The organism is Serratia sp. CY38905, assembly GCF_052168875.1.
Lineage (GTDB): Bacteria > Pseudomonadota > Gammaproteobacteria > Enterobacterales > Enterobacteriaceae > Serratia > Serratia sarumanii.
In genome coordinates, this window is sequence record NZ_JBJNLV010000012.1 from 80,882 (window position 1) to 103,317 (window position 22,436).

18 protein-coding genes are annotated in these 22,436 nt (G+C 58.4%); 11 read left to right on the top strand and 7 right to left on the bottom strand.

Annotation, left to right across the window (positions count from 1 at the left end):
• Positions 1–509 precede the first annotated feature (509 nt).
• The 6 genes from pdhR (at position 510) to yacL (ending at position 11,278) form a co-directional block, all read left to right on the top strand.
• Positions 510–1,274, top strand: coding sequence for a pyruvate dehydrogenase complex transcriptional repressor PdhR (gene pdhR, locus ACJ8MK_RS20970; protein WP_004937490.1), 765 nt, complete (start codon positions 510–512; stop codon positions 1,272–1,274).
• Between the two features lie 165 nt (positions 1,275–1,439).
• Positions 1,440–4,103, top strand: coding sequence for a pyruvate dehydrogenase (acetyl-transferring), homodimeric type (aceE, locus tag ACJ8MK_RS20975; RefSeq protein WP_039567225.1), 2,664 nt, complete (start codon positions 1,440–1,442; stop codon positions 4,101–4,103).
• 13 nt (positions 4,104–4,116) lie between these two features.
• The gene (aceF, locus tag ACJ8MK_RS20980) at positions 4,117–6,006 is read left to right on the top strand and encodes a pyruvate dehydrogenase complex dihydrolipoyllysine-residue acetyltransferase (protein WP_060706827.1); all 1,890 of its coding nucleotides are present in this window, start codon (positions 4,117–4,119) and stop codon (positions 6,004–6,006) included.
• Positions 6,007–6,239: 233 nt separating this feature from the next.
• Complete coding sequence (gene lpdA / locus ACJ8MK_RS20985; RefSeq protein WP_004937500.1) at positions 6,240–7,664, top strand: dihydrolipoyl dehydrogenase; 1,425 nt, start codon at positions 6,240–6,242, stop codon at positions 7,662–7,664.
• A gap of 514 nt (positions 7,665–8,178) precedes the next feature.
• Positions 8,179–10,776, top strand: coding sequence for a bifunctional aconitate hydratase 2/2-methylisocitrate dehydratase (gene acnB, locus ACJ8MK_RS20990; protein ID WP_033635927.1), 2,598 nt, complete (start codon positions 8,179–8,181; stop codon positions 10,774–10,776).
• A gap of 139 nt (positions 10,777–10,915) precedes the next feature.
• On the top strand, positions 10,916–11,278 hold the full coding sequence (gene yacL / locus ACJ8MK_RS20995; protein WP_004937507.1) for a protein YacL: 363 nt from the start codon (positions 10,916–10,918) through the stop codon (positions 11,276–11,278).
• Between the two features lie 32 nt (positions 11,279–11,310).
• Here yacL and speD read toward each other — a convergent pair whose 3' ends face one another.
• The 3 genes from speD to ACJ8MK_RS21010 form a co-directional block, all read right to left on the bottom strand.
• Positions 11,311–12,105, bottom strand: a complete 795-nt coding sequence (speD, locus tag ACJ8MK_RS21000) for an adenosylmethionine decarboxylase (protein ID WP_004937510.1) — start codon at positions 12,103–12,105, stop codon at positions 11,311–11,313.
• Between the two features lie 27 nt (positions 12,106–12,132).
• Positions 12,133–12,996, bottom strand: coding sequence for a polyamine aminopropyltransferase (gene speE, locus ACJ8MK_RS21005; RefSeq protein WP_041036651.1), 864 nt, complete (start codon positions 12,994–12,996; stop codon positions 12,133–12,135).
• 124 nt (positions 12,997–13,120) lie between these two features.
• Positions 13,121–13,468: a YacC family pilotin-like protein gene (locus tag ACJ8MK_RS21010; protein ID WP_004937515.1), complete on the bottom strand. Its 348-nt coding sequence runs from the start codon at positions 13,466–13,468 to the stop codon at positions 13,121–13,123.
• Between the two features lie 217 nt (positions 13,469–13,685).
• Here ACJ8MK_RS21010 and cueO point away from each other — a divergent pair, with 217 nt between their 5' ends.
• Positions 13,686–15,353, top strand: a complete 1,668-nt coding sequence (cueO, locus tag ACJ8MK_RS21015; RefSeq protein ID WP_442518037.1) for a multicopper oxidase CueO — start codon at positions 13,686–13,688, stop codon at positions 15,351–15,353.
• Positions 15,354–15,451: 98 nt separating this feature from the next.
• Positions 15,452–15,988, top strand: a complete 537-nt coding sequence (hpt, locus tag ACJ8MK_RS21020; RefSeq protein WP_048234659.1) for a hypoxanthine phosphoribosyltransferase — start codon at positions 15,452–15,454, stop codon at positions 15,986–15,988.
• A gap of 37 nt (positions 15,989–16,025) precedes the next feature.
• Here hpt and can read toward each other — a convergent pair whose 3' ends face one another.
• Positions 16,026–16,682, bottom strand: coding sequence for a carbonate dehydratase (can, locus tag ACJ8MK_RS21025; RefSeq protein WP_033635923.1), 657 nt, complete (start codon positions 16,680–16,682; stop codon positions 16,026–16,028).
• 210 nt (positions 16,683–16,892) lie between these two features.
• Here can and ACJ8MK_RS21030 point away from each other — a divergent pair, with 210 nt between their 5' ends.
• The 3 genes from ACJ8MK_RS21030 (at position 16,893) to ACJ8MK_RS21040 (ending at position 20,041) form a co-directional block, all read left to right on the top strand.
• On the top strand, positions 16,893–17,816 hold the full coding sequence (locus tag ACJ8MK_RS21030) for an ABC transporter ATP-binding protein (protein WP_033635922.1): 924 nt from the start codon (positions 16,893–16,895) through the stop codon (positions 17,814–17,816).
• Positions 17,813–18,583: an ABC transporter permease gene (locus ACJ8MK_RS21035; RefSeq protein ID WP_033635921.1), complete on the top strand. Its 771-nt coding sequence runs from the start codon at positions 17,813–17,815 to the stop codon at positions 18,581–18,583. Before ACJ8MK_RS21030 ends, ACJ8MK_RS21035 begins: the two co-directional genes overlap by 4 nt.
• A 177-nt stretch (positions 18,584–18,760) precedes the next feature.
• Complete coding sequence (locus tag ACJ8MK_RS21040) at positions 18,761–20,041, top strand: polysaccharide deacetylase family protein (protein WP_033635920.1); 1,281 nt, start codon at positions 18,761–18,763, stop codon at positions 20,039–20,041.
• A gap of 34 nt (positions 20,042–20,075) precedes the next feature.
• Here the strand turns inward: ACJ8MK_RS21040 and panD are convergent, their stop codons facing one another.
• The 3 genes from panD to panB form a co-directional block, all read right to left on the bottom strand.
• Positions 20,076–20,456: an aspartate 1-decarboxylase gene (panD, locus tag ACJ8MK_RS21045; protein WP_004937544.1), complete on the bottom strand. Its 381-nt coding sequence runs from the start codon at positions 20,454–20,456 to the stop codon at positions 20,076–20,078.
• A gap of 145 nt (positions 20,457–20,601) precedes the next feature.
• Positions 20,602–21,456, bottom strand: coding sequence for a pantoate--beta-alanine ligase (gene panC, locus ACJ8MK_RS21050; RefSeq protein ID WP_060423014.1), 855 nt, complete (start codon positions 21,454–21,456; stop codon positions 20,602–20,604).
• 23 nt (positions 21,457–21,479) lie between these two features.
• The gene (panB, locus tag ACJ8MK_RS21055) at positions 21,480–22,274 is read right to left on the bottom strand and encodes a 3-methyl-2-oxobutanoate hydroxymethyltransferase (RefSeq protein WP_033649604.1); all 795 of its coding nucleotides are present in this window, start codon (positions 22,272–22,274) and stop codon (positions 21,480–21,482) included.
• Between the last annotated feature and the right edge of the window lie 162 nt (positions 22,275–22,436).

Genomic DNA, 22,436 nt, shown 5'->3' on the forward strand with positions numbered 1-22,436 from the left:
GAATAATGTTATGTGCGTCGGTTTGCACCTGCTTTGTCGTGTGAGTGATTAAGATTGCAGCAGTTTAGGAAACAAAATGCGGGTTGTGTGACGGCAGGGGGGATTCAGTGCATGAAATAAGCAACAAATCACATAATGCGCAAAAATAACGTAGATCCGAGCGGCGGCGCGCGTTCAAATAATGAACGAATCACCGTGGCGCTGCTCGCCAAATAGCCATTCATTAAAGCGTCATAACCATGCAATAAAACTTGGGCAAAAAGTTTGCACTCTTCCTTGCGTAAGGTTTGGTAAAAGTTAAATCCCCAACCCGGCGCGTAAATGGTAATACCATCACGGCGTTACCGGTTTGCAGCGGGGTTTTCAGCGGGGTGTTAAAATGTGCGGGTAACCTGATTTCGATCAAGGCCCGTATGGACAGGAGGTGAATACTTTGTTACTTTACCGTCACGTTTTTGAAATTGGTATTACCAATTGACTCCGCGCCATTCGCAGAGAAGAATTCACTCATGGCCTACAGCAAAATCCGCCAACCCAAGTTGTCAGATGTTATCGAGCAACAGCTCGAATATCTGATCCTCGAGGGGACACTGCGCCCAGGGGAAAAACTGCCTCCGGAGCGCGAGCTGGCGAAACAATTTGATGTCTCCCGTCCTTCTCTGAGAGAGGCCATTCAGCGCCTGGAAGCGAAAGGGCTGCTCCTGCGTCGTCAGGGCGGCGGCACCTTCGTGCAAACTAATCTGTGGCAGAGCTTCAGCGATCCGCTGGCCGAGCTGCTGGCCGACCATCCCGAATCACAGTTCGATCTGCTGGAAACCCGTCACGCGCTGGAAGGCATTGCCGCCTATTACGCGGCGCTGCGCGGCACCGATGAAGATCTGGCGCGCATCCGCGACTGCCACATCGTGATTCAACAGGCTCAAGACAGCGGCGATCTCGATGCCGAAGCCGATGCGGTCATGCAGTATCAAATCGCCGTGACCGAAGCTGCCCACAACGTTGTGTTACTTCACCTGCTACGCTGCATGGGGCCGATGCTGGAACAGAACGTGCGTCAGAACTTTGAATTGCTCTACTCGCGCCGTGAGATGTTGGCAAAAGTGAGCAGCCACCGCGCCGGAATTTTTGAGGCGATTGTGGCACGCGAGCCGGAAAAGGCCCGTGAAGCCTCGCATCGCCACTTGGCGTTTATCGAGGAAATCTTGCTGGATCTCAGCCGGGAGCATACTCGGCGCGAGAGATCGCTACGGCGTCTCCAGCAACGCAAGGATTAAGAGCTGTCCTCTTCAGGGTACACCAGCCTGCGGGGGTTAAGTTCGAGGTACTTAGTTAAGTACTTAAGCGGCAACTAAACTGATGGGCCTGTCTTCGTGTGTTTTTGCACAGAGCACAGGAAGACAGGCTCCAAACAAACCATTAGACAGATAAGGAATACCACCATGTCAGAACGTTTAAACAATGACGTGGATCCGATCGAAACCCGCGACTGGCTGCAGGCGATCGAATCGGTCATCCGTGAAGAGGGTGTTGAGCGAGCTCAGTTTCTGATTGATCAGGTATTGGGAGAAGCCCGCAAAGGCGGCGTTAACGTTGCGGCCGGTGCTGCAGCGCACAACTACGTCAACACCATCGCGGTAGAAGACGAACCGGCCTACCCAGGCAACCTGGATCTGGAACGCCGCATTCGCTCAGCGATCCGTTGGAACGCGATCATGACCGTTCTTCGCGCATCCAAAAAAGACCTGGAGCTGGGCGGCCACATGGCTTCCTTCCAGTCTTCCGCGACCTTCTATGAAGTCTGCTTTAACCACTTCTTCCGCGCACGCAACGAGAAAGACGGCGGCGACCTGGTGTACTTCCAGGGCCACATCTCTCCGGGCGTTTACGCGCGTGCCTTCCTTGAAGGCCGCCTGACCGAAGAACAAATGAACAACTTCCGTCAGGAAGTGCACGGCAAAGGCCTGTCCTCTTACCCGCATCCTAAGCTGATGCCGGAATTCTGGCAGTTCCCGACCGTTTCCATGGGCCTGGGCCCAATCAGCGCCATCTATCAGGCGAAGTTCCTGAAATACCTGGAACACCGCGGCCTGAAAGACACCTCTGAGCAGACCGTTTACGCCTTCCTGGGCGACGGCGAGATGGATGAGCCGGAATCCAAAGGCGCCATCACCATCGCGACCCGCGAGAAGCTGGACAACCTGGTGTTCGTCATCAACTGCAACCTGCAGCGCCTGGACGGCCCGGTCACCGGCAACGGCAAGATCATCAACGAACTGGAAGGCATCTTCTCCGGCGCAGGCTGGCAGGTGCTGAAAGTGATCTGGGGCGGCCGTTGGGACGAACTGCTGCGTAAAGACACCAGCGGTAAACTGGTTCAGCTGATGAACGAGACCCTGGACGGCGACTACCAGACCTTCAAATCCAAAGACGGCGCTTACGTGCGCGAGCACTTCTTCGGCCGTTACCCGGAAACCGCGGCGCTGGTCAAAGACATGACCGACGACGAAATCTGGGCGCTGAACCGTGGTGGTCACGATCCGAAGAAAATCTTCGCTGCACTGAAAAAAGCGCAGGACACCAAAGGCAAACCGACCGTTATCCTGGCCCACACCATCAAAGGTTACGGCATGGGTGAAACCGCGGAAGGTAAAAACATCGCTCACCAGGTGAAGAAAATGAACATGGAAGGGGTTCACCACTTCCGCGATCGTTTCAACGTGCCGGTTGCCGATGCCGACATCGAAAAACTGCCGTACATCACCTTCGAGAAAGATTCCGAAGAGTACAAATACCTGCACGAACGTCGCCAGGCGCTGAAAGGCTACGTGCCGACGCGTCTGCCGGAGTTCACCCAGAAGCTGGAAATGCCGGCGCTGGAAGATTTCAGCTCGCTGCTGGAAGAGCAGAACAAAGAGATCTCCACCACTATCGCCTTCGTGCGTGCCCTGAACGTGATGCTGAAGAACAAGTCGATCAAAGATCGCCTGGTGCCAATCATCGCCGACGAAGCGCGTACCTTCGGTATGGAAGGTCTGTTCCGTCAGATCGGTATCTACAGCCCGAACGGCCAGCAGTACACCCCGCAGGACCGTGAACAGGTTGCTTACTACAAAGAAGACGAGAAAGGCCAAATCCTGCAGGAAGGCATCAACGAACTGGGCGCAGCCTCTTCCTGGCTGGCCGCAGCGACTTCCTACAGCACCAACGATCTGCCGATGATTCCGTTCTACATCTACTACTCGATGTTCGGTTTCCAACGTATCGGCGACCTGTGCTGGGCAGCGGGCGACCAACAGGCGCGCGGCTTCCTGATCGGCGGGACCTCGGGCCGTACTACCCTGAACGGCGAAGGTCTGCAGCACGAAGATGGCCACAGCCACATTCAGTCTCTGACCATCCCTAACTGCATCTCTTACGATCCGGCTTACGCGTACGAAGTGGCGGTGATCATGCACGACGGTCTGGTGCGCATGTATGGCGACAACCCGGAAAACGTGTACTACTACCTGACCACGCTGAACGAAAACTACCACATGCCTGCGATGCCGCAGGGTGCGGAAGAAGGTATCCGCAAGGGTATCTACAAGCTGGAAACGCTGGAAGGCAGCAAAGGCAAGGTACAGCTGCTGGGCTCCGGCGCCATCCTGCGCCACGTGCGCGAAGCTGCGCAGATCCTGGCGAAGGACTACGGCGTGGGTTCCGACACCTACAGCGTGACCTCGTTCACCGAACTGGCGCGCGACGGCCAGGACTGCGAGCGCTGGAACATGCTGCACCCAACCGAAACGCCACGCGTGCCTTACATCGCTCAGGTGATGAGCGACGCGCCGGCGGTAGCTTCTACCGACTATATGAAACTGTTCGCCGAACAGGTTCGTACTTATGTGCCGGCCAGCGACTATCGCGTACTGGGCACCGACGGCTTCGGTCGTTCGGACAGCCGCGAAAACCTGCGTCACCACTTCGAAGTCGATGCATCCTACGTGGTGGTTGCTGCTCTGGGTGAACTGGCTAAACGCGGTGAGATCGAAGCTTCTGTGGTTGCCGATGCAATCAAGAAATTCGACATCAACCCGGAAAAAGTTAACCCGCGTCTGGCCTAAGAGGTACTGAATAATGTCTATCGAAATCAACGTACCGGACATCGGTGCAGATGAAGTCGAAATCACCGAGATTCTGGTGAAGGTCGGCGATAAAGTTGAAGCGGAACAATCGCTGATCACCGTGGAAGGCGACAAGGCTTCCATGGAAGTGCCATCCCCGCAGGCGGGCGTGGTGAAAGAGATCAAAGTGGCGGTCGGCGATAAAACCGAAACCGGCAAACTGATCATGATCTTCGAAGCGGCAGGCGCAGCGGAAGCTGCACCGGCGGCGAAAGCGGAAGAAAAACCGGCAGCAGCAGCAGCTGCCCCGGCCGCCGCTGCGGCCAAAGACGTTGCCGTGCCGGACATCGGCGCCGACGAAGTCGAAGTGACCGAGATCCTGGTGAAAGTGGGCGACAAGGTGGAAGCCGAGCAGTCCCTGATCACCGTGGAAGGCGACAAGGCTTCCATGGAAGTCCCTGCGCCGTTCGCGGGCACCGTGAAAGAGATCAAGATCGCGACCGGCGACAAAGTGAAAACCGGCTCCCTGATCATGGTGTTCGAAGTGGCCGGCGCCGCTTCCGCTGCGGCCCCGGCTGCGGTTGAAGCTCCTGCCGCCGCTGCAGCGCCTGCGGCCTCTGCGGCCAAAGACGTCGCCGTGCCGGATATCGGCGGCGACGAAGTCGAAGTGACCGAAGTGATGGTTAAGGTGGGCGACAAGGTTGCCGCCGAGCAGTCTCTGATCACCGTGGAAGGCGACAAGGCCTCCATGGAAGTGCCTGCACCGTTCGCGGGTACCGTGAAAGAGATCAAGATCGCGACCGGCGACAAAGTGAAAACCGGCTCCCTGATCATGGTGTTCGAAGTGGAAGGCGCTGCGCCTGCCGCTGCCGCTGCCGCCGCGCCTGCCGCTAAAGCGGAAGCTGCGCCGGCGCCGGCCGCCGCTAAAGCCGCTGCTCCGGCTGCGAAAGCTGACGACAAAGGCGAGTTCGCCGAGAACGCGGCATACGTGCACGCGACCCCGGTTATTCGTCGTCTGGCGCGTGAATTCGGCGTTAACCTGGCGAAAGTGAAAGGCACCGGTCGTAAAGGCCGCATCCTGCGCGAAGACGTTCAGGCTTACGTGAAAGACGCGGTGAAACGCGCTGAAGCGGCCCCGGCCGCTGCCGGCGGCGGTCTGCCAGGCATGCTGCCATGGCCGAAAGTGGACTTCAGCAAGTTCGGCGAGATCGAAGAAGTCGAAATGGGCCGCATCCAGAAGATCTCTGGCGCGAACCTGAGCCGCAACTGGGTGATGATCCCGCACGTGACTCACTTCGACAAAACCGACATCACCGATCTGGAAGCGTTCCGCAAACAGCAGAACGAAGAAGCGGCCAAGCGCAAGCTGGACGTGAAGTTCACGCCTGTCGTGTTCATCATGAAAGCCGTTGCTGCCGCTCTGGAGCAGATGCCGCGCTTCAACAGCTCGCTGTCCGAAGACGGTCAGAAGCTGACGCTGAAGAAATACATCAACATCGGCGTGGCGGTAGATACCCCGAACGGCCTGGTGGTTCCGGTGTTCAAGGACGTGAACAAGAAGAGCATCACCGAGCTGTCTCGCGAACTGATGACCATCTCCAAGAAAGCGCGCGACGGCAAGCTGACCGCGGGCGAGATGCAGGGCGGCTGCTTCACCATCTCCAGCCTGGGCGGCATCGGGACGACCCACTTCGCGCCGATCGTCAACGCGCCGGAAGTGGCTATCCTGGGCGTCTCCAAGTCTGCGATGGAGCCGGTCTGGAACGGTAAAGAGTTCATGCCGCGCCTGATGATGCCGATGTCGCTGTCCTTCGACCACCGCGTTATCGACGGTGCCGATGGTGCGCGCTTCATCACCATCATCAACAACATGTTGTCCGACATTCGCCGTCTGGTGATGTAATGCAAAAGGGGCGCAGCATGCTGCGCCCCTGACGATTCTGTAGCAGTTTTGTCGGATTTTGCATAACTCGACAAAATTGTTGAGACACGGGTCACTCGAACACGCTTTGCAGATTATTAACAATTCTGTAAACTGCTCGCGGTGTAAGCGTCCCGGTGGATGAAGGGCGTTATGAGATCGATTAGCAATAAAAATGACGTCTGACCCGCCGGACAATCAATTAAGAGGTCATGATGAGTACTGAAATTAAAACTCAGGTCGTGGTACTTGGGGCGGGCCCGGCAGGTTACTCTGCAGCCTTTCGTTGCGCTGACTTAGGTCTTGAAACCGTTCTGGTTGAACGTTATTCCACTCTGGGCGGGGTTTGCCTGAACGTGGGATGTATCCCTTCCAAAGCACTGCTGCACGTTGCCAAAGTGATCGAAGAAGCCAAAGCGCTGGCCGAACACGGCATCGTTTTCGGCGAGCCGAAAACCGACATCGACAAAGTGCGCGTCTGGAAAGAAAAAGTCATCACTCAGCTGACCGGCGGTCTGGCTGGCATGGCGAAAGGCCGTAAAGTGAAAGTGGTCAACGGCCTGGGCAAGTTCACCGGCGCTAACACCCTGGTTGTTGAAGGCGAAAACGGCCCAACCACCATCAACTTCGACAACGCCATCATCGCTGCAGGTTCTCGCCCGATCCAACTGCCATTCATTCCTCATGAAGATCCACGCGTGTGGGATTCCACCGATGCGCTGGAGCTGAAAACCGTCCCAGAGCGTCTGCTGGTTATGGGCGGCGGCATCATCGGCCTGGAAATGGGCACCGTATACCATGCGCTGGGTTCACAGATCGACGTCGTTGAGATGTTCGATCAGGTTATCCCGGCGGCAGATAAAGACGTGGTGAAAGTCTTCACCAAACGTATCAGCAAGCAGTTCAACCTGATGCTGGAAACCAAAGTGACCGCGGTAGAAGCCAAAGAAGACGGCATCTACGTCACGATGGAAGGTAAAAAAGCGCCGGCAGAACCACAGCGTTACGACGCGGTGCTGGTGGCGATCGGCCGCGTGCCGAACGGCAAACTGCTGGATGCCGGCAAAGCCGGTGTTGAAGTTGACGAGCGTGGCTTCATCAACGTCGACAAACAGCTGCGCACCAACGTGCCGCACATCTTCGCTATCGGCGACATCGTCGGTCAGCCGATGCTGGCGCACAAAGGCGTGCACGAAGGCCACGTTGCCGCAGAAGTTATCGCCGGCATGAAGCACTACTTCGATCCGAAAGTGATCCCATCCATCGCTTACACCGAGCCGGAAGTGGCATGGGTGGGTCTGACCGAGAAAGAAGCGAAAGAGAAAGGCATCAGCTACGAAACCTCCACCTTCCCGTGGGCGGCTTCCGGCCGTGCGATCGCTTCCGACTGTGCAGACGGCATGACCAAACTGATCTTCGACAAAGAAACTCACCGCATCATCGGTGGCGCGATTGTCGGCACCAACGGCGGCGAGCTGCTGGGTGAAATCGGTCTGGCTATCGAGATGGGCTGCGACGCGGAAGACATCGCGCTGACCATCCACGCTCACCCGACCCTGCACGAATCCGTGGGCCTGGCGGCGGAGATCTACGAAGGCAGCATCACCGACCTGCCTAACCCGAAAGCCAAGAAGAAGTAATTCTGCTGGTTTGACCGGTTAACAAGCGGCTCCTGACAAGGAGCCGTTTTTTTTGCTCAAACTCAGAAAGCGGTATTTTTGTGGCCGCTGCGCCAAATTCCGATCCTCCTGCTTATATCCATTCTAATTATATGGATATAATGCCCTGCTAGTCCGGCAGCCGATTACGCTGCGCTCAACGATTCAGCAAAGATTTAATGTTGCTTTTATGTGAACGAATTAACAACCGTTTCAAATCCTGATATGCTGGCTGAGCGGAACCGGGCACTGTACCTTACAGTCCAGGACATCGACAGCAGTGCCCCGTCAGGATAGATGGCATCAATATCGCCGTGCGCTCTACCCATCAGTCTTTCATGCTGTAACGCTGTTTGACCGTGTCTGTTTGCCCCAATCACCGTTTCGGGGCCTTTACGGGCCGATCGCCTAGCCACAGAGTGAAACCCCAAGGGTATAAACCCGGTTTGCATATACGCCAGGCACAATAAATGACAATGAGAGCGAGGAGAACGTCGTGCTAGAAGAATACCGTAAGCACGTAGCCGAGCGTGCTGCTGAGGGCATCGCCCCTAAGCCGCTAGACGCCACCCAAATGGCCGCGCTGGTCGAACTACTGAAGAATCCGCCAAAAGGCGAAGAAGAATTCCTGTTAGACCTGCTGATTAACCGTGTTCCACCGGGCGTCGACGAAGCCGCCTACGTCAAAGCAGGTTTCCTGGCGGCCATCGCCAAAGGTGAAGCGACATCCCCCCTGGTTACCCCCGAGAAAGCCATTGAACTGTTAGGCACCATGCAGGGCGGCTATAACATTCACCCGCTGATCGAAGCGCTGGATAACGAAACGCTGGCGCCTATCGCCGCGAAAGCGCTGTCCCACACGCTGCTGATGTTCGACAACTTCTACGACGTGGAAGAGAAGGCCAAGGCCGGTAACCCGCACGCCAAGCAGATCATGCAGTCCTGGGCCGACGCCGAATGGTACCTGTCGCGCCCTGAGCTGGCGGAAAAGATCACCGTCACCGTGTTCAAAGTCACCGGCGAAACCAACACCGATGACCTTTCTCCGGCGCCGGACGCCTGGTCGCGCCCGGATATCCCGCTGCACGCGCTGGCGATGCTGAAAAACGAACGTGAAGGCATCGTGCCGGATCAGCCGGGCAGCGTCGGCCCGATCAAACAGATCGAGCTGCTGAACAAAAAAGGCTTCCCGCTGGCCTACGTCGGCGACGTGGTCGGCACCGGTTCTTCCCGTAAATCCGCCACCAACTCCGTGCTGTGGTTTATGGGCGACGACATCCCGCACGTGCCGAACAAGCGCGGCGGCGGCGTGGTGCTGGGCGGCAAGATTGCGCCTATCTTCTTCAACACCATGGAAGATGCCGGCGCCTTGCCGATCGAAGTGGACGTGTCCGAGCTGAACATGGGCGACGTGATCGACGTTTACCCATACAAAGGTGAAGTGCGCAACCACGAAACCGGCGCGCTGATCGCCAACTTCGAGCTGAAAACCGACGTGCTGCTGGATGAAGTGCGCGCCGGCGGCCGTATCCCGCTGATCATCGGCCGCGGCCTGACCACCAAGGCGCGCGAAGCGCTGGGTCTGCCGCACAGCGATGTGTTCCGTATCGCCAAGCCGGTCGCCGCCAGCAGCAAAGGCTTCTCGCTGGCGCAGAAAATGGTCGGCCGCGCCTGCGGCGTCGCCGGCATTCGCCCTGGCGAATACTGCGAACCGAAGATGACCTCCGTCGGTTCTCAGGACACCACCGGCCCGATGACCCGCGATGAGCTGAAAGACCTGGCCTGCCTCGGCTTCTCCGCCGATCTGGTCATGCAGTCATTCTGCCACACCGCCGCGTACCCGAAACCGGTCGACGTGACCACGCACCACACGCTGCCTGACTTCATCATGAACCGCGGCGGCGTCTCGCTGCGTCCGGGCGACGGCGTGATCCACTCCTGGCTGAACCGCATGCTGCTGCCTGACACCGTCGGCACCGGCGGCGATTCCCACACCCGCTTCCCGATCGGCATCTCCTTCCCGGCCGGTTCCGGCCTGGTGGCGTTTGCCGCCGCGACCGGCGTAATGCCGCTGGATATGCCTGAGTCGGTGCTGGTGCGCTTCAAAGGCAAAATGCAGCCGGGTATCACCCTGCGCGATCTGGTGCACGCCATCCCTTACTACGCGATCCAGCAAGGCTTGCTGACCGTCGAGAAGAAGGGCAAGAAAAACATCTTCTCCGGCCGCATCCTGGAGATCGAAGGCCTGCCGGATCTGAAGGTCGAGCAGGCGTTTGAGCTGACCGATGCGTCCGCCGAACGTTCCGCCGCCGGTTGTACCATCAAGCTGGACAAGGCGCCGATCGAAGAGTACCTGAACTCCAACATCGTGCTGCTGAAGTGGATGATCTCCGAAGGCTACGGTGACCGCCGTACGCTGGAGCGCCGTATTCAGGGCATGGAAAAATGGCTGGCGGATCCGCAACTGCTGGAAGGCGATGCGGATGCGGAATACGCGGCGGTGATCGACATCGATCTGAACGAGATCAAAGAGCCGATCCTGTGCGCGCCGAACGATCCTGACGATGCGCGCCTGCTGTCCGACGTGGCCAACAGCAAAATCGATGAAGTGTTCATCGGGTCTTGCATGACCAACATCGGCCACTTCCGCGCGGCCGGCAAGCTGCTGGATCAGCACAAGGGCCAGCTGCCAACCCGTCTGTGGGTGGCGCCGCCAACCAAGATGGACGCGGCTCAGCTGACCGAAGAAGGCTACTACAGCGTCTTCGGCAAAAGCGGCGCGCGTATCGAGATCCCGGGCTGCTCGCTGTGCATGGGCAACCAGGCGCGCGTGGCGGACGGTGCGACGGTGGTCTCCACCTCGACCCGTAACTTCCCGAACCGTCTGGGTACCGGCGCCAACGTCTATCTGGCGTCTGCCGAACTGGCTGCGGTTGCGTCCCTGCTGGGCCGCCTGCCGACGCCGGACGAGTACCAGACCTATATGGCGCAGGTCGACAAGACGGCGGCGGATACCTACCGCTACCTGAACTTTGACCAGCTGGGGCAGTACACCGAAAAAGCCGACGGCGTGATCTTCCAAACCGCCGTGTAAGCCGCTATATTGCGCAACTGTTTAACGGGAGGCCTTGGCCTCCCGTTTTATTTTGCTCAGTTGCCAACTTTGCGAGCGCTCACTGAGTTAGTCCGCCATTTATGTTTACACTAAGAAAAAGGGCTCAGGAGGGCATGCTATGGATTACGAATTTCTGCGTGACGTCACCGGTCAGGTGATCGTCAGATTTTCGATGGGGCATGAAGCGATTGGCCACTGGATCAACGAAGAAGTCAAAGGCGATTTCAACCTGCTGGACCGGATTGAAGCCGGTGCGGCCGAGGTCAAAGGCAGTGAACGTCAATGGCAGCTGGAAGGCCATGAATATACGCTGCTGATGGATGGTGAAGAAGTGATGATCCGCGCCAATCAGCTGGAGTTCGAGGGCGATGAAATGGAAGAGGGGATGAATTACTACGACGAAGAAAGCCTCTCATTCTGCGGCGTTGAGGACTTCCTGCTGGTGTTGAAGGCCTATCGTTCTTTCATGCTGAAATACTAAGCATCAGGGCGCGGCGTGCCGCGCCCTTTCCATCACAGATGCGGAATATTGCGGCCGTAATAGATTTCCTGCATCTCTTTCCATAACAGATCGGTGATCTGCTTGCGTTCGGCGGCGCTCAGCGCCTCCGGTTCCGCGTTGAACAGGTAGTGCTTCAGATCGAAATCTTTCAGCAACATCTTGGTATGGAAGATATTTTCCTGGTAAACGTTCACGTCCATCATGTGATACAGCGCCTTGATGTCTTCCGACATAAAGTTCTGGATCGAATTGATCTCATGATCGATGTAATGTTTCACGCCGTTCACGTCGCGGGTAAAACCGCGCACGCGATAGTCCATGGTGACGATGTCGGATTCCAGCTGGTGAATTAAGTAGTTCAGCGCCTTGAGGGGCGAAATGACGCCGCAGGTCGAAACCTCGATATCGGCGCGAAAGGTGCATAGCCCGCCTTCCGGATGGCTTTCCGGGTAGGTGTGTACGCAGATATGGCTCTTGTCCAGGTGCGCAACGACCGTGTTCGGCAGCGGGCCGGGATGCTCCGACGTATCGACGTCTTTCGGATCGATCGGCTCTTCGCTGACCAGGATGGTGACGCTGGCGCCCTGCGGCTCGTAGTCCTGACGCGCGATGTTCAGAATATTGGCGCCGATGATCGAGCAGGTTTCGCTCAGGATCTCGGTCAGCCGGTTGGCGTTATATTGTTCGTCAATGTAGGCGATATAGCCGTCGCGGTCGTCCGCGGTCTTGGCGTAACAAATATCGTAAATACAAAAACTCAGGCTCTTGGTCAGGTTGTTGAAGCCGTGCAGTTTTAGCTTATGCAATTTGGGCCACCTCCTTTATCTTCTCGCTTAACGTGTTACGTTCAGGGCATTGAGCAAATATTGCGGCAGGGCAAAACTGCCGACGTGAATTGCCGGGTTGTAATAACGACAGTGTAGGCCGCTTTGGTTAAAGCGCTGTTGCAGAGTAGGCAGATCGCGCTGGCGCAGCGCCGGGTTCTGGCTCGCCCAGGCAAAGGTCATGATGCCGCCGTAATAGGTCGGGATCGCCGCCTGATAGAAGCTGACGTCGGTAAAGTAGCGGCTCAGTTTGGCGTGGCTGTTGACCGCCTCGTCCTGTTGCAGGAAGCAGACGCCGTTCTGCGCGACGAAAATGCCGCCCTCATTCAGGCAGCGGGCGCAGCCTTCATAAAACGCCGAAGTGAACAGGCTTTCGCCGGGGCCGATCGGATCGGTGCAGTCGGAGATGATCACATCGAAGGTTTCGTCGGTTTGGTTCACGAAGTTGACGCCGTCGTCGATCACCAGCTTGAAGCGCGGATCGTCATAGGCGCCGGCGCTGTGGTTGGGCAGGTACTGGCGGCAGAACTCGACGACACCGGCGTCGATCTCGACCATGGTGATCTGCTCCACGCCAGGGTGCCGGCTGACTTCGCGCAGCATGCCGCCGTCGCCGCCGCCGATGATCAGCACTTTCTTCGCCGCGCCGTGCGCCAGCAGCGGCACGTGGGTCAGCATTTCGTGATAGATGAACTCGTCACGCTCGGTGGTTTGCACCACGCCGTCGAGCGCCATCACGCGCCCCAGCACCGGGTTCTCGAAGATCACCAGATCCTGGTGATCGGTCTTCTCGCGGTACAGCACCTTCTCTACCGAGAAATACTGGCCGAAGCCCGTATGCAGCGTTTCGTACCAAATTTCTTTCTGGGTCATGTGCGGGAAACTCCGTAATAACAGCCATGAAAAATCGGCGCAACATCATAGCTAACTCTGCCTGGCGATGCACGGTTGAATTTCAGACAGAGAGAGCGTTAGGCGGGCGGGAAAGGGGAAGGAATTAGTTGGCGTAGGCCAGCAGGCTCAAAGAATCGCGCGCCAGCGATTTGCACTTCTTGGGCGTTGGAATGGCGATGCCGCTAAGATCGCGATAGCTGTCTTCGCCCAGCGCCTTCATATTGAAGCTGTTGTAGTTGCTCAAATCCCAACGGTTTTGTTGCGCGAAATAGACGATGGCGCGTTTGATTTGCGCGTTTGGCAAATCGTTGTAGCCGCAATCATTTTTCAAATAAATAAATACCGCCGTCAGATCGGCCAGATCTTCCGCCTCGGATTCATTCAGCGCCAGACTGGCGTTGGAGAAGCCCAGCATCGCCAGCAACAGCATCGATAACGTTGTTTTTTTCATCATGAAATAGGCCTGTTTGTCGTTTGCTGACGTTACCACACTTGCCTGTAAAGGCACCAAATTTTATTGCTGCCGGGCCGGCGTTGCGTTTGCCAGCCATATTCTCTTGATTGTGAGGCATAGCTTAAAATACCGCCAGGAAAGGCTTGACCTTCCGCCAGGGGGAAGGTTTAGGCTGGCGGCATTGAGTTATGTCACTGAGAAAAGGGAGTCAGCGATGTTACGCCGTGATTTTATTAAATTAACCGCCGCACTGGGCGCTGCGAGCACATTGCCGTTATGGAGCCGGGCCGCCTGGGCGGCCGATCGGCCGGCCCTGCCGGTGCCGCCGTTGTTGACGCCGGACGCGCAGGGAAAAATTGCGCTGGCGCTGCAGGCGGGGGAAACCCGCTGGTTGCCCGGCGCCGCCACCAAAACCTGGGGATTCAACGGCGCGCTGCTCGGGCCGGCGGTGCAGCTGCAGCGTGGCCAGCCGGTGACGGTCGATATCAAAAACGGCCTGGCGGAGGCCAGCACCGTCCACTGGCACGGCCTGGAAATTCCCGGCGACGTCGATGGCGGCCCGCAGGCATTGATCCATCCCGGCGCGACGCGCACGGTGAATTTCACCGTCGATCAACCGGCGGCCACCTGCTGGTTCCACCCGCATACCCACGGTAAAACCGGCAGCCAGGTGATGATGGGGCTGGCGGGGCTGGTGCTGCTGGAAGATGAGGAGAGCGCCAAACTGCCGCTGCCGAAAACCTGGGGGCAGGATGATATTCCGGTGATCCTGCAAGATAAGCGGTTGGGCAAAGACGCACAAATCGAATACCGCCTGGACGTGATGAGCGCGGCGGTGGGCTGGTTTGGCGATCGCATGTTCACCAACGGCGCGCAGTATCCGCAACATTTGGCGCCGCGCGGCTGGCTGCGTCTGCGCTTCCTCAACGGCTGCAACGCCCGCTCGCTGAATCTGGCGGCCAGTGACAACCGTCCGCTGTATGTCATCGCCAGCGACGGCGGTTTCCTGGCGGAGCCGGTGAAACTGACCGAGCTGCCGATGCTGATGGGCGAACGTTTTGAAGTGCTGGTGGATGCCTCCGACGGGAAAGCGTTCGACATCGTGACGCTGCCGGTGAAGCAGATGGGTATGACGCTGGCGCCGTTCGATCAACCGCTGCCGGTGTTGCACATTCAGCCGTCGCTGGCGCAGGGCATCAAAACCATGCCGGACAGCCTGGTGAAGCTGCCGACATTACCCGCTACCACCGGTATCCAGGAGCGTTGGCTGCAGCTGATGATGGATCCGCAGCTGGATATGCTCGGCATGCAGGCGCTGATGGATCGTTATGGTCACCAGGCGATGGCCGGCATGAGCATGAATCATGGCGCGATGGGCGATGGAGACATGAAAGGCATGGACCACGGCAACATGAAAGGCATGGAAAAGGGCGGCATGCAGGGCATGGACCATGGCAACATGAAGGGCATGGATCATGGCAGTATGGCCGGGATGGATCACGGCGGCGCGCAGGGTAAAGCCAAACCGTTCGACTTCAGCCACGGCAACATGATCAACGGCAAGGCCTTCGACATGACCAAGCCGATGTTCGCCGCCAAACGGGGCCAGTATGAGAAGTGGACCATTTCCGGCGAGGGCGACATGATGTTGCACCCGTTCCATATTCACGGCACCCAGTTCCGTATCCTGTCGGAAAATGGCAAACCGCCGGCGGCGCATCGCAGCGGCTGGAAGGACACGGTGCGCGTCGAAGGGTGGCGCAGCGAAGTGCTGGTGCGCTTCGACCATCCGGCCAGCAGCGAACATGCGTACATGGCCCACTGCCACCTGCTGGAGCACGAAGATACCGGCATGATGATGGGTTTCACCGTCGGCGAATGATCGCGGCCCGTCGCTCAGGTGGCGGCGCGCTCGCGTCGCCACCGGCGAAAGGCTATGCTAAACTCTGCGCCTTTCTTCCGGCAACTGACCTGAATACTATGAAACACACTGTAGACGTAATGATTTCCGAGCAGGAAGTTAAGACCCGTATCGCCGAACTTGGCCGCCAGATCACCGAACATTACCGCGACAGCGGCAGCGACATGGTGCTGGTCGGGCTGCTGCGCGGCTCCTTCATGTTCATGGCCGATCTCTGCCGCGCGATCGACGTGCCGCACGAAGTCGACTTTATGACCGCCTCCAGCTACGGCAGCGGCATGTCCACTACTCGCGACGTGAAGATCCTCAAGGATCTGGACGAAGACATTCGCGGCAAAGACGTGCTGATCGTGGAAGACATCATCGATTCCGGCAACACGCTGAACAAAGTGCGCGAGATTTTGGCGCTGCGCGGGCCGAAATCGCTGGCGATTTGCACCTTGCTGGACAAGCCTGAGCGCCGTGAAGTGCAGGTGCCGGTCGAATATGTCGGCTTCTCGATCCCGGATGAGTTCGTGGTGGGGTATGGCATCGACTACGCTCAGCGCTACCGTCACCTGCCGTACGTCGGCAAAGTGGTGCTGCTGGACGAGTAATTAATGTGGGGCGCGGCCAGCCGCGCCCGCGGCGGGGTTATATGCCTTTATCCTGCTTCAGTTTGGCTATCGCTTTGCGGTAGCCCATCTCCAGGCTCTCGCGGCTGGTCGCCAGCACTTCCATATCGCGCAGGCGGCCGTCCTGAATGCCGTACACCCAACCGTGGATCATCACCTTCTGGCCGCGCTTCCACGCGGACTGCATGATGGTGGAGTGGCCCAGGTTGTATACCTGCTCAATGACGTTGATCTCGCACAGCATGTCGAAACGCTGCTCCGGCGGCAGCTCGCCCAGCAGCGAGCTGTGCTTGTACCACAGATCGCGAATGTGCAGCAGCCAGTTGTCGATCAACCCCAGCTCCGGGTTTTCCACCGCCGCCTGCACGCCGCCGCAGCCCAGGTGGCCGCAAATGATGATGTGTTCGACTTCCAGCACATCTACCGCATACTGCACCACCGACAGGCAGTTAAGATCGGTGTGGATAACGAGGTTCGCCACGTTGCGATGGACGAACAGTTCACCCGGCTCGAGGCCGGTCAGGCGTTCTGCGGGAACGCGGCTGTCAGAGCAACCAATCCATAAGAAGCGGGGCTTTTGCGCCTGGGCTAAACGTTCAAAAAATTCCGGGTCTTCCTGGCTGATGTTGGCCGACCAGGCCTGGTTGTTGGCGATAAGCTCTTCGATTTCTTTCATGGAGGTGATTGACCCGTAACGGACAGATTGCGTTGGGGTAATATAGGGTAAGCGTCACAATTTGGAAATCGGAACAGTGGTGCAGCCTCATTTTCCGCACGGATTCGACTCAGTGGAAACGTCGCCGATGCTAGGATTATCGTTAGTGTTTCAAGCCTCGCAAACAGGGGCGCGGCGGCATACTCATCGTCATAAGGTACTATTTTACATATGAATTATGCACTGGAATTAGCGCAGCTGACCAAGACTTACGCCGGTGGCGTCAAGGCGCTGCGCGGTATCGACCTGAGCGTCGAAGCGGGGGATTTTTATGCCCTGCTGGGGCCAAACGGCGCCGGAAAATCCACCACCATCGGCATCATCAGCTCGCTGGTGAACAAAACGGCCGGCAGCGTGCGGGTGTTCGGTTACGACATCGATAAAGACATCGTCAACGCCAAGCGCCAGCTCGGCCTGGTGCCGCAAGAGTTCAACTTCAACCCGTTCGAGACCGTGTTGCAGATCGTGGTGAACCAGGCGGGTTACTACGGCGTCACGCGGCGTGAAGCGATGGCGCGCGCCGAAAAATACCTCAATCAGCTGGATCTGTGGGGCAAGCGCAACGAGCGCGCCCGCATGCTGTCCGGCGGCATGAAGCGCCGCCTGATGATCGCCCGCGCGTTGATGCATCAGCCGAAGCTGCTGATCCTCGATGAGCCGACCGCCGGGGTGGATATCGAGCTGCGTCGCTCGATGTGGGGCTTCCTGAAAGAGCTGAACGCCCAGGGCACCACCATCATCCTCACCACCCACTATCTGGAAGAGGCGGAGATGCTGTGCCGCAACATCGGCATCATCCAGAACGGAGAACTGGTGGAAAACACCTCGATGAAGGGGCTGCTGGCCAAGCTGAAGTCGGAAACCTTCATCCTCGATTTGGCGGCGAAGAGCCCGTTGCCGAAGCTGGACGGTTACCACAGCCGCCTGACGGATACCTCGACGCTGGAAGTGGAAGTGATGCGCGAGCAGGGGCTGAACGGCCTGTTCACCCAACTGAGCGCGCAGGGCGTGCAGGTGCTGAGCATGCGCAACAAGGCGAACCGCCTGGAAGAACTGTTTGTCACCCTGGTTAACGGCAATGGAGAAAAAGCATGACGCGTTTGTATTGGGTGGCCTTGCAGAGCATCTGGGCCAAAGAGGTGAACCGGTTCGCGCGCATCTGGATCCAGACCCTGGTGCCGCCGGTGATCACCATGACGCTGTACTTCATCATCTTCGGCAATCTGATCGGCTCGCGCATCGGCGATATGCACGGCTTCAGCTACATGCAGTTCATCGTGCCCGGCCTTATCATGATGGCGGTGATCACCAACTCCTATGCCAACGTCGCCTCGTCGTTCTTCAGCGCCAAATTCCAGCGCAACATTGAGGAGCTGCTGGTGGCGCCGGTGCCGACCCACGTGGTGATCGCCGGCTATGTCGGCGGCGGCGTGGCGCGCGGCATCTGCGTCGGCGTGCTGGTGACCATCATCTCGCTGTTCTTTGTGCCGCTGCAGGTACACGCTTGGTGGGTGATTGCGCTGACGCTGCTGCTGACGGCGATCCTGTTCTCGCTGGCGGGGCTGATCAATGCGGTGTTCGCCACCACCTTCGACGATATCAGCCTGATCCCGACCTTCGTGCTGACGCCGCTGACCTACCTGGGCGGGGTGTTCTACTCGCTGTCGCTGCTGCCGCCATTCTGGCAGGCGGTGTCCAAGCTGAACCCCATCGTCTATATGATCAGCGGTTTCCGCTACGGTTTCCTCGGCATCAACGACGTGCCGCTGGCGTTCACCATGGCGGTGCTGCTGGCGTTTATCGCGGTGTTTTACCTGCTTTCCTGGTACCTGATCGAGCGCGGCCGCGGCCTGCGCAGCTGATGGTATCGCGCCCCCGCTTTTCCGGCGGGGGCGCTTTTCTTGATTTGGCGCAGGCGGCGCGTAAATCAATAGAATTGCTCAAATAACCGCTAGTTCCCCGTTGTTCAAATCGTGCTATGCTGGCGCTCCACATTTCCTTCACTTTAGTCATTACGCACTCGTAAGTAGAACATCATCATGCGGCCTCAATACACGTTAGCGGCTGGTTTCCTCGGCATTCTGATGTCGTTGGTTTCCCCTGTGAGCCTGGCGAATCTGCTGTCGGAAGACGGCGCGGTTAAATCTGAATACATGGAAGCGCAGCGCGATAGCGAAGTCTATGCGTTGGTGGGCGAGCATGTGATCCCGGTGGGAGAAGTGAAGCGCGGGCAGCTGATCCAGGTGTTCCCGGCGGATGCGGAATACTACGAATTCAAATTCGGGCACGGCACCGGCTTTATCGATAAAGATGACGTGCGCGAACTGAAGAAGTCGCGCAAGGTACAAGACGATCTGGGCGAGCTGAATAAACCGCTGACCAACCAGAATCTGATCACCCAAAAAACGATCGACGTTTATACCGCGGCGGACAAGGACAGCGAGGTCTTGGGCACGCTGGAAGGCAACCTGCGCTATCCGATCATCGGCAAGCTGAAGGATCGCCTGAACAACACCTGGTACGAGGTCAACATCGGCGAGCGGCTGGGGTTTGTCAATGAGCTGGACTGCGAGATAGATAGCGGCATACCGGTGCTGACCTATCATCACCTGCTGAAAAACGAAGAGAACAAGCGCTTCCGCCACACCTCGACCACCACCTCAGACGTGGCGTTCAGCAACCAGATGACCTACCTGAAGCAGGCGGGCTACGACACCATTTCGCTGTATCAGCTGGAAGCCTACCTGAAGAACCAGATCAACCTGCCGGGCAAGGCGATCGTGCTGACCTTCGACGACGGGCTGAAATCGGTTTATCGCTACGCTTACCCGGTGCTGAAGGATTACGGTTTCCGCGCCACGGCGTTCATCATCTCTTCGCGCATCAAACGCCACCCGCAGAAATGGAACCCGGACTCGCTGCAGTTTATGAGCGTCTCGGAGCTGAAGCAGATTCAGGATGTGTTCGACGTGCAGTCGCACACTCACTTCCTGCACCGCACCGACGGCAATCGCCAGCCGATTTTGCTGAGCCGTTCGCTGCACAATATCGAGTTCGATTTTGAGCGCTCGCGCCGCGCGCTGTCGCAGTTCAACCCGCACGTACTGTATCTGTCCTACCCGTTCGGCGGCTATAACCAGCGGGCGATCCAGGCGGCGCAGGACGCCGGTTTCCATCTGGCGGTGACCACGGTGCAGGGCAAGGTGAAGCCGGGGGATAACCCCTATACGCTGAAGCGGCTGTATATTCTGCGCACCGACTCGATCCAGACCATGGCGGATCGGATAGCCAACAAGCCGGGCACGGTGGTGGTGCAGTAAGGAAGAACGGGCGCGTAAGGCGCCCGTTTTAGTATCAGGCGACCTGAACCGGCACGGCTTTCGCCTTGCGCTGCAGGTTGTTGTCACCTTCGAAATAGGCGACTTTCGGGTGGTGTTGGCGGGCGTCGGCGTCGGTCATTTGCACATAGGAGCAGATGATCAGTTTGTCGCCCACGCAGGCGCAGCGCGCGGCGGCACCGTTAACCGAAATGATGCGCGAACCGCGCTCGGCGGCGATGGCGTAGGTGGAGAAGCGCTGGCCGTTATCCACGTTGTAAATATCGATCGCTTCATATTCCAGAATGCCGGCGGCCTCCAGGAAATCCTGGTCGATGGCGCAGGACCCTTCATAGTGCAAGTCAGCCTGAGTGACTTTGACGCGATGCAGCTTGCCTTGCAGCATAGTACGTATCATAGCTTTACCTAACTGAATATCGGCCTTCACAGGCGCTGGGGTTGAACATCTCTCCTGCATCCCTGCAATCTCTATCGTCACCGATTGCTCCGCCATTGTCTACCAATGGTCAGTGGCCAAGGGTGACGACAGTATAAAAAACGGCTTACAGCGTCAGGTCGACCTGCTGGTTGTCGATAAGACGCGCCTTGCCCAGCCAGGCGGCCATCAGCACCACCGCCCGTTGGCTGTCCACCGTCAGCGGCTGCAGGCTGTCGGCGTCGCGAATAAACAGTTCATCCGGCGTAAAGCCGGCGGCGCGCAGCTGCTCGGCGGTCTGTTCCAGCAGCGTTTCGATATGGCGTTCGCCATTGGCCAACTGCTGCGCCAGCCCATTCATGATTTTGCTCAGCTGCGGGGCTACCTTGCGCTCTTCGGCGGTCAGGTAGCCGTTGCGCGAGCTGAGGGCCAGGCCGTCTTTGGCGCGCACGGTCGGCACGCCGACGATGTCGATGTCGTAACCCATGTCCGCCACCATTTTGCGGATCAGCGCCAGCTGTTGGTAATCTTTCTCGCCGAAGCAGGCCAAGTCAGGTTGCACCAGGTTAAACAGCTTGCTGACGATGGTGGAAACGCCGCGGAAGTGGCCCGGCCGGCTTGCGCCTTCCAGGATGGTGGCGATGCCCGGCACGTCGACGTAGGTCTGCTGCTCCAGCCCCTGCGGATAGACCGCGGCCGGGGCCGGCGCGAACACCAGATCGACGCCGCGGCGGGTCAGCTTCTCGCTGTCTTCCTGCAGCGTGCGCGGGTAGCGCGCCAGATCGTCCGGCCGATCGAACTGCATCGGGTTGACGAAGATGCTCACCACCACCACGTCGGCGCGGGCGCGCGCTTCATCGACCAGCGTCATATGGCCGTCGTGCAGGTTGCCCATGGTCGGCACCAGCGCGATGCGTTTGCCTTCCTGGCGCCAGCGGCGGATCTGCTGACGCAGCATCGGCAGGGTTTCGATAATAATCATTGGGTGACTCCTGGAACCATCGCTTAGTTAAAAGAGTGTTCAGCCGCCGGGTAGAGGCCTTGTTCCACTTCCTGAATGTAGTGCTGCACCGCCGTGCGGATATCGCCGCTCTGCGCCAGGAAGTTCTTGGCGAACTTCGGCGTATGGCCGCCGGTGATGCCGAAGGCGTCGTGCATCACCAGGATCTGGCCGTCGGTGCCGTTGCCGGCGCCGATGCCGATGACCGGAATGGACAGCGCTTCGGTGATCTGGCGCGCCAGCTCGGTCGGCACACATTCCAACACCAGCAGCTGAATGCCGGCCAGCTCCAGGTTCTGCGCGTCCTGCAGCAGCTGTTTGGCGGCCAGTTCGTCGCGCCCTTGCACCTTATAGCCGCCGAACACGTTGACCGACTGCGGCGTCAGGCCCAGATGGCCGCACACCGGCACCGCGCGCTCGGCAAGCATTTTCACCGTGTCGCACAGCCAGCTGCCGCCTTCCAGTTTCACCATGTTGGCGCCGGCGCGCATCAGCTCGGCGGCGTTGGCGAAGGTCTGTTCCGGGGTGGCGTAACTCATGAACGGCAGATCGGCCAGCAGCAGGCAGGCCGGCGCGCCGCGGCGCACGGCGCGCGTGTGGTAGGCTATGTCGGCGACGGTGACCGGCAGCGTGGAGTCGTGGCCCTGCAGCGTCATGCCCAGCGAATCGCCCACCAACAGGACTTTGATGCCTTGCTCTTCAAACAGTTTGGCAAAGCTGGCATCGTAGGCGGTAAGGGTAGCAAACTTGCGTTGCTCCTGTTTCCACTGGCGCAAGTGGGTCACGGTGGTGGGTTTCATCACAACGTCTCCTGAAACGGGCCGTGCGGCTTGCGCAGGCCCAGGCTGCAAAAAAGTGCAGCCATTCTACTGTAACCCGATCGGGGTGGGTAGCGCGGATCGCCATGCTTAAGCGGTTCTTAAGAACCTTGTGGTGCAATGGCGCAATGACTGAAAAGGGAT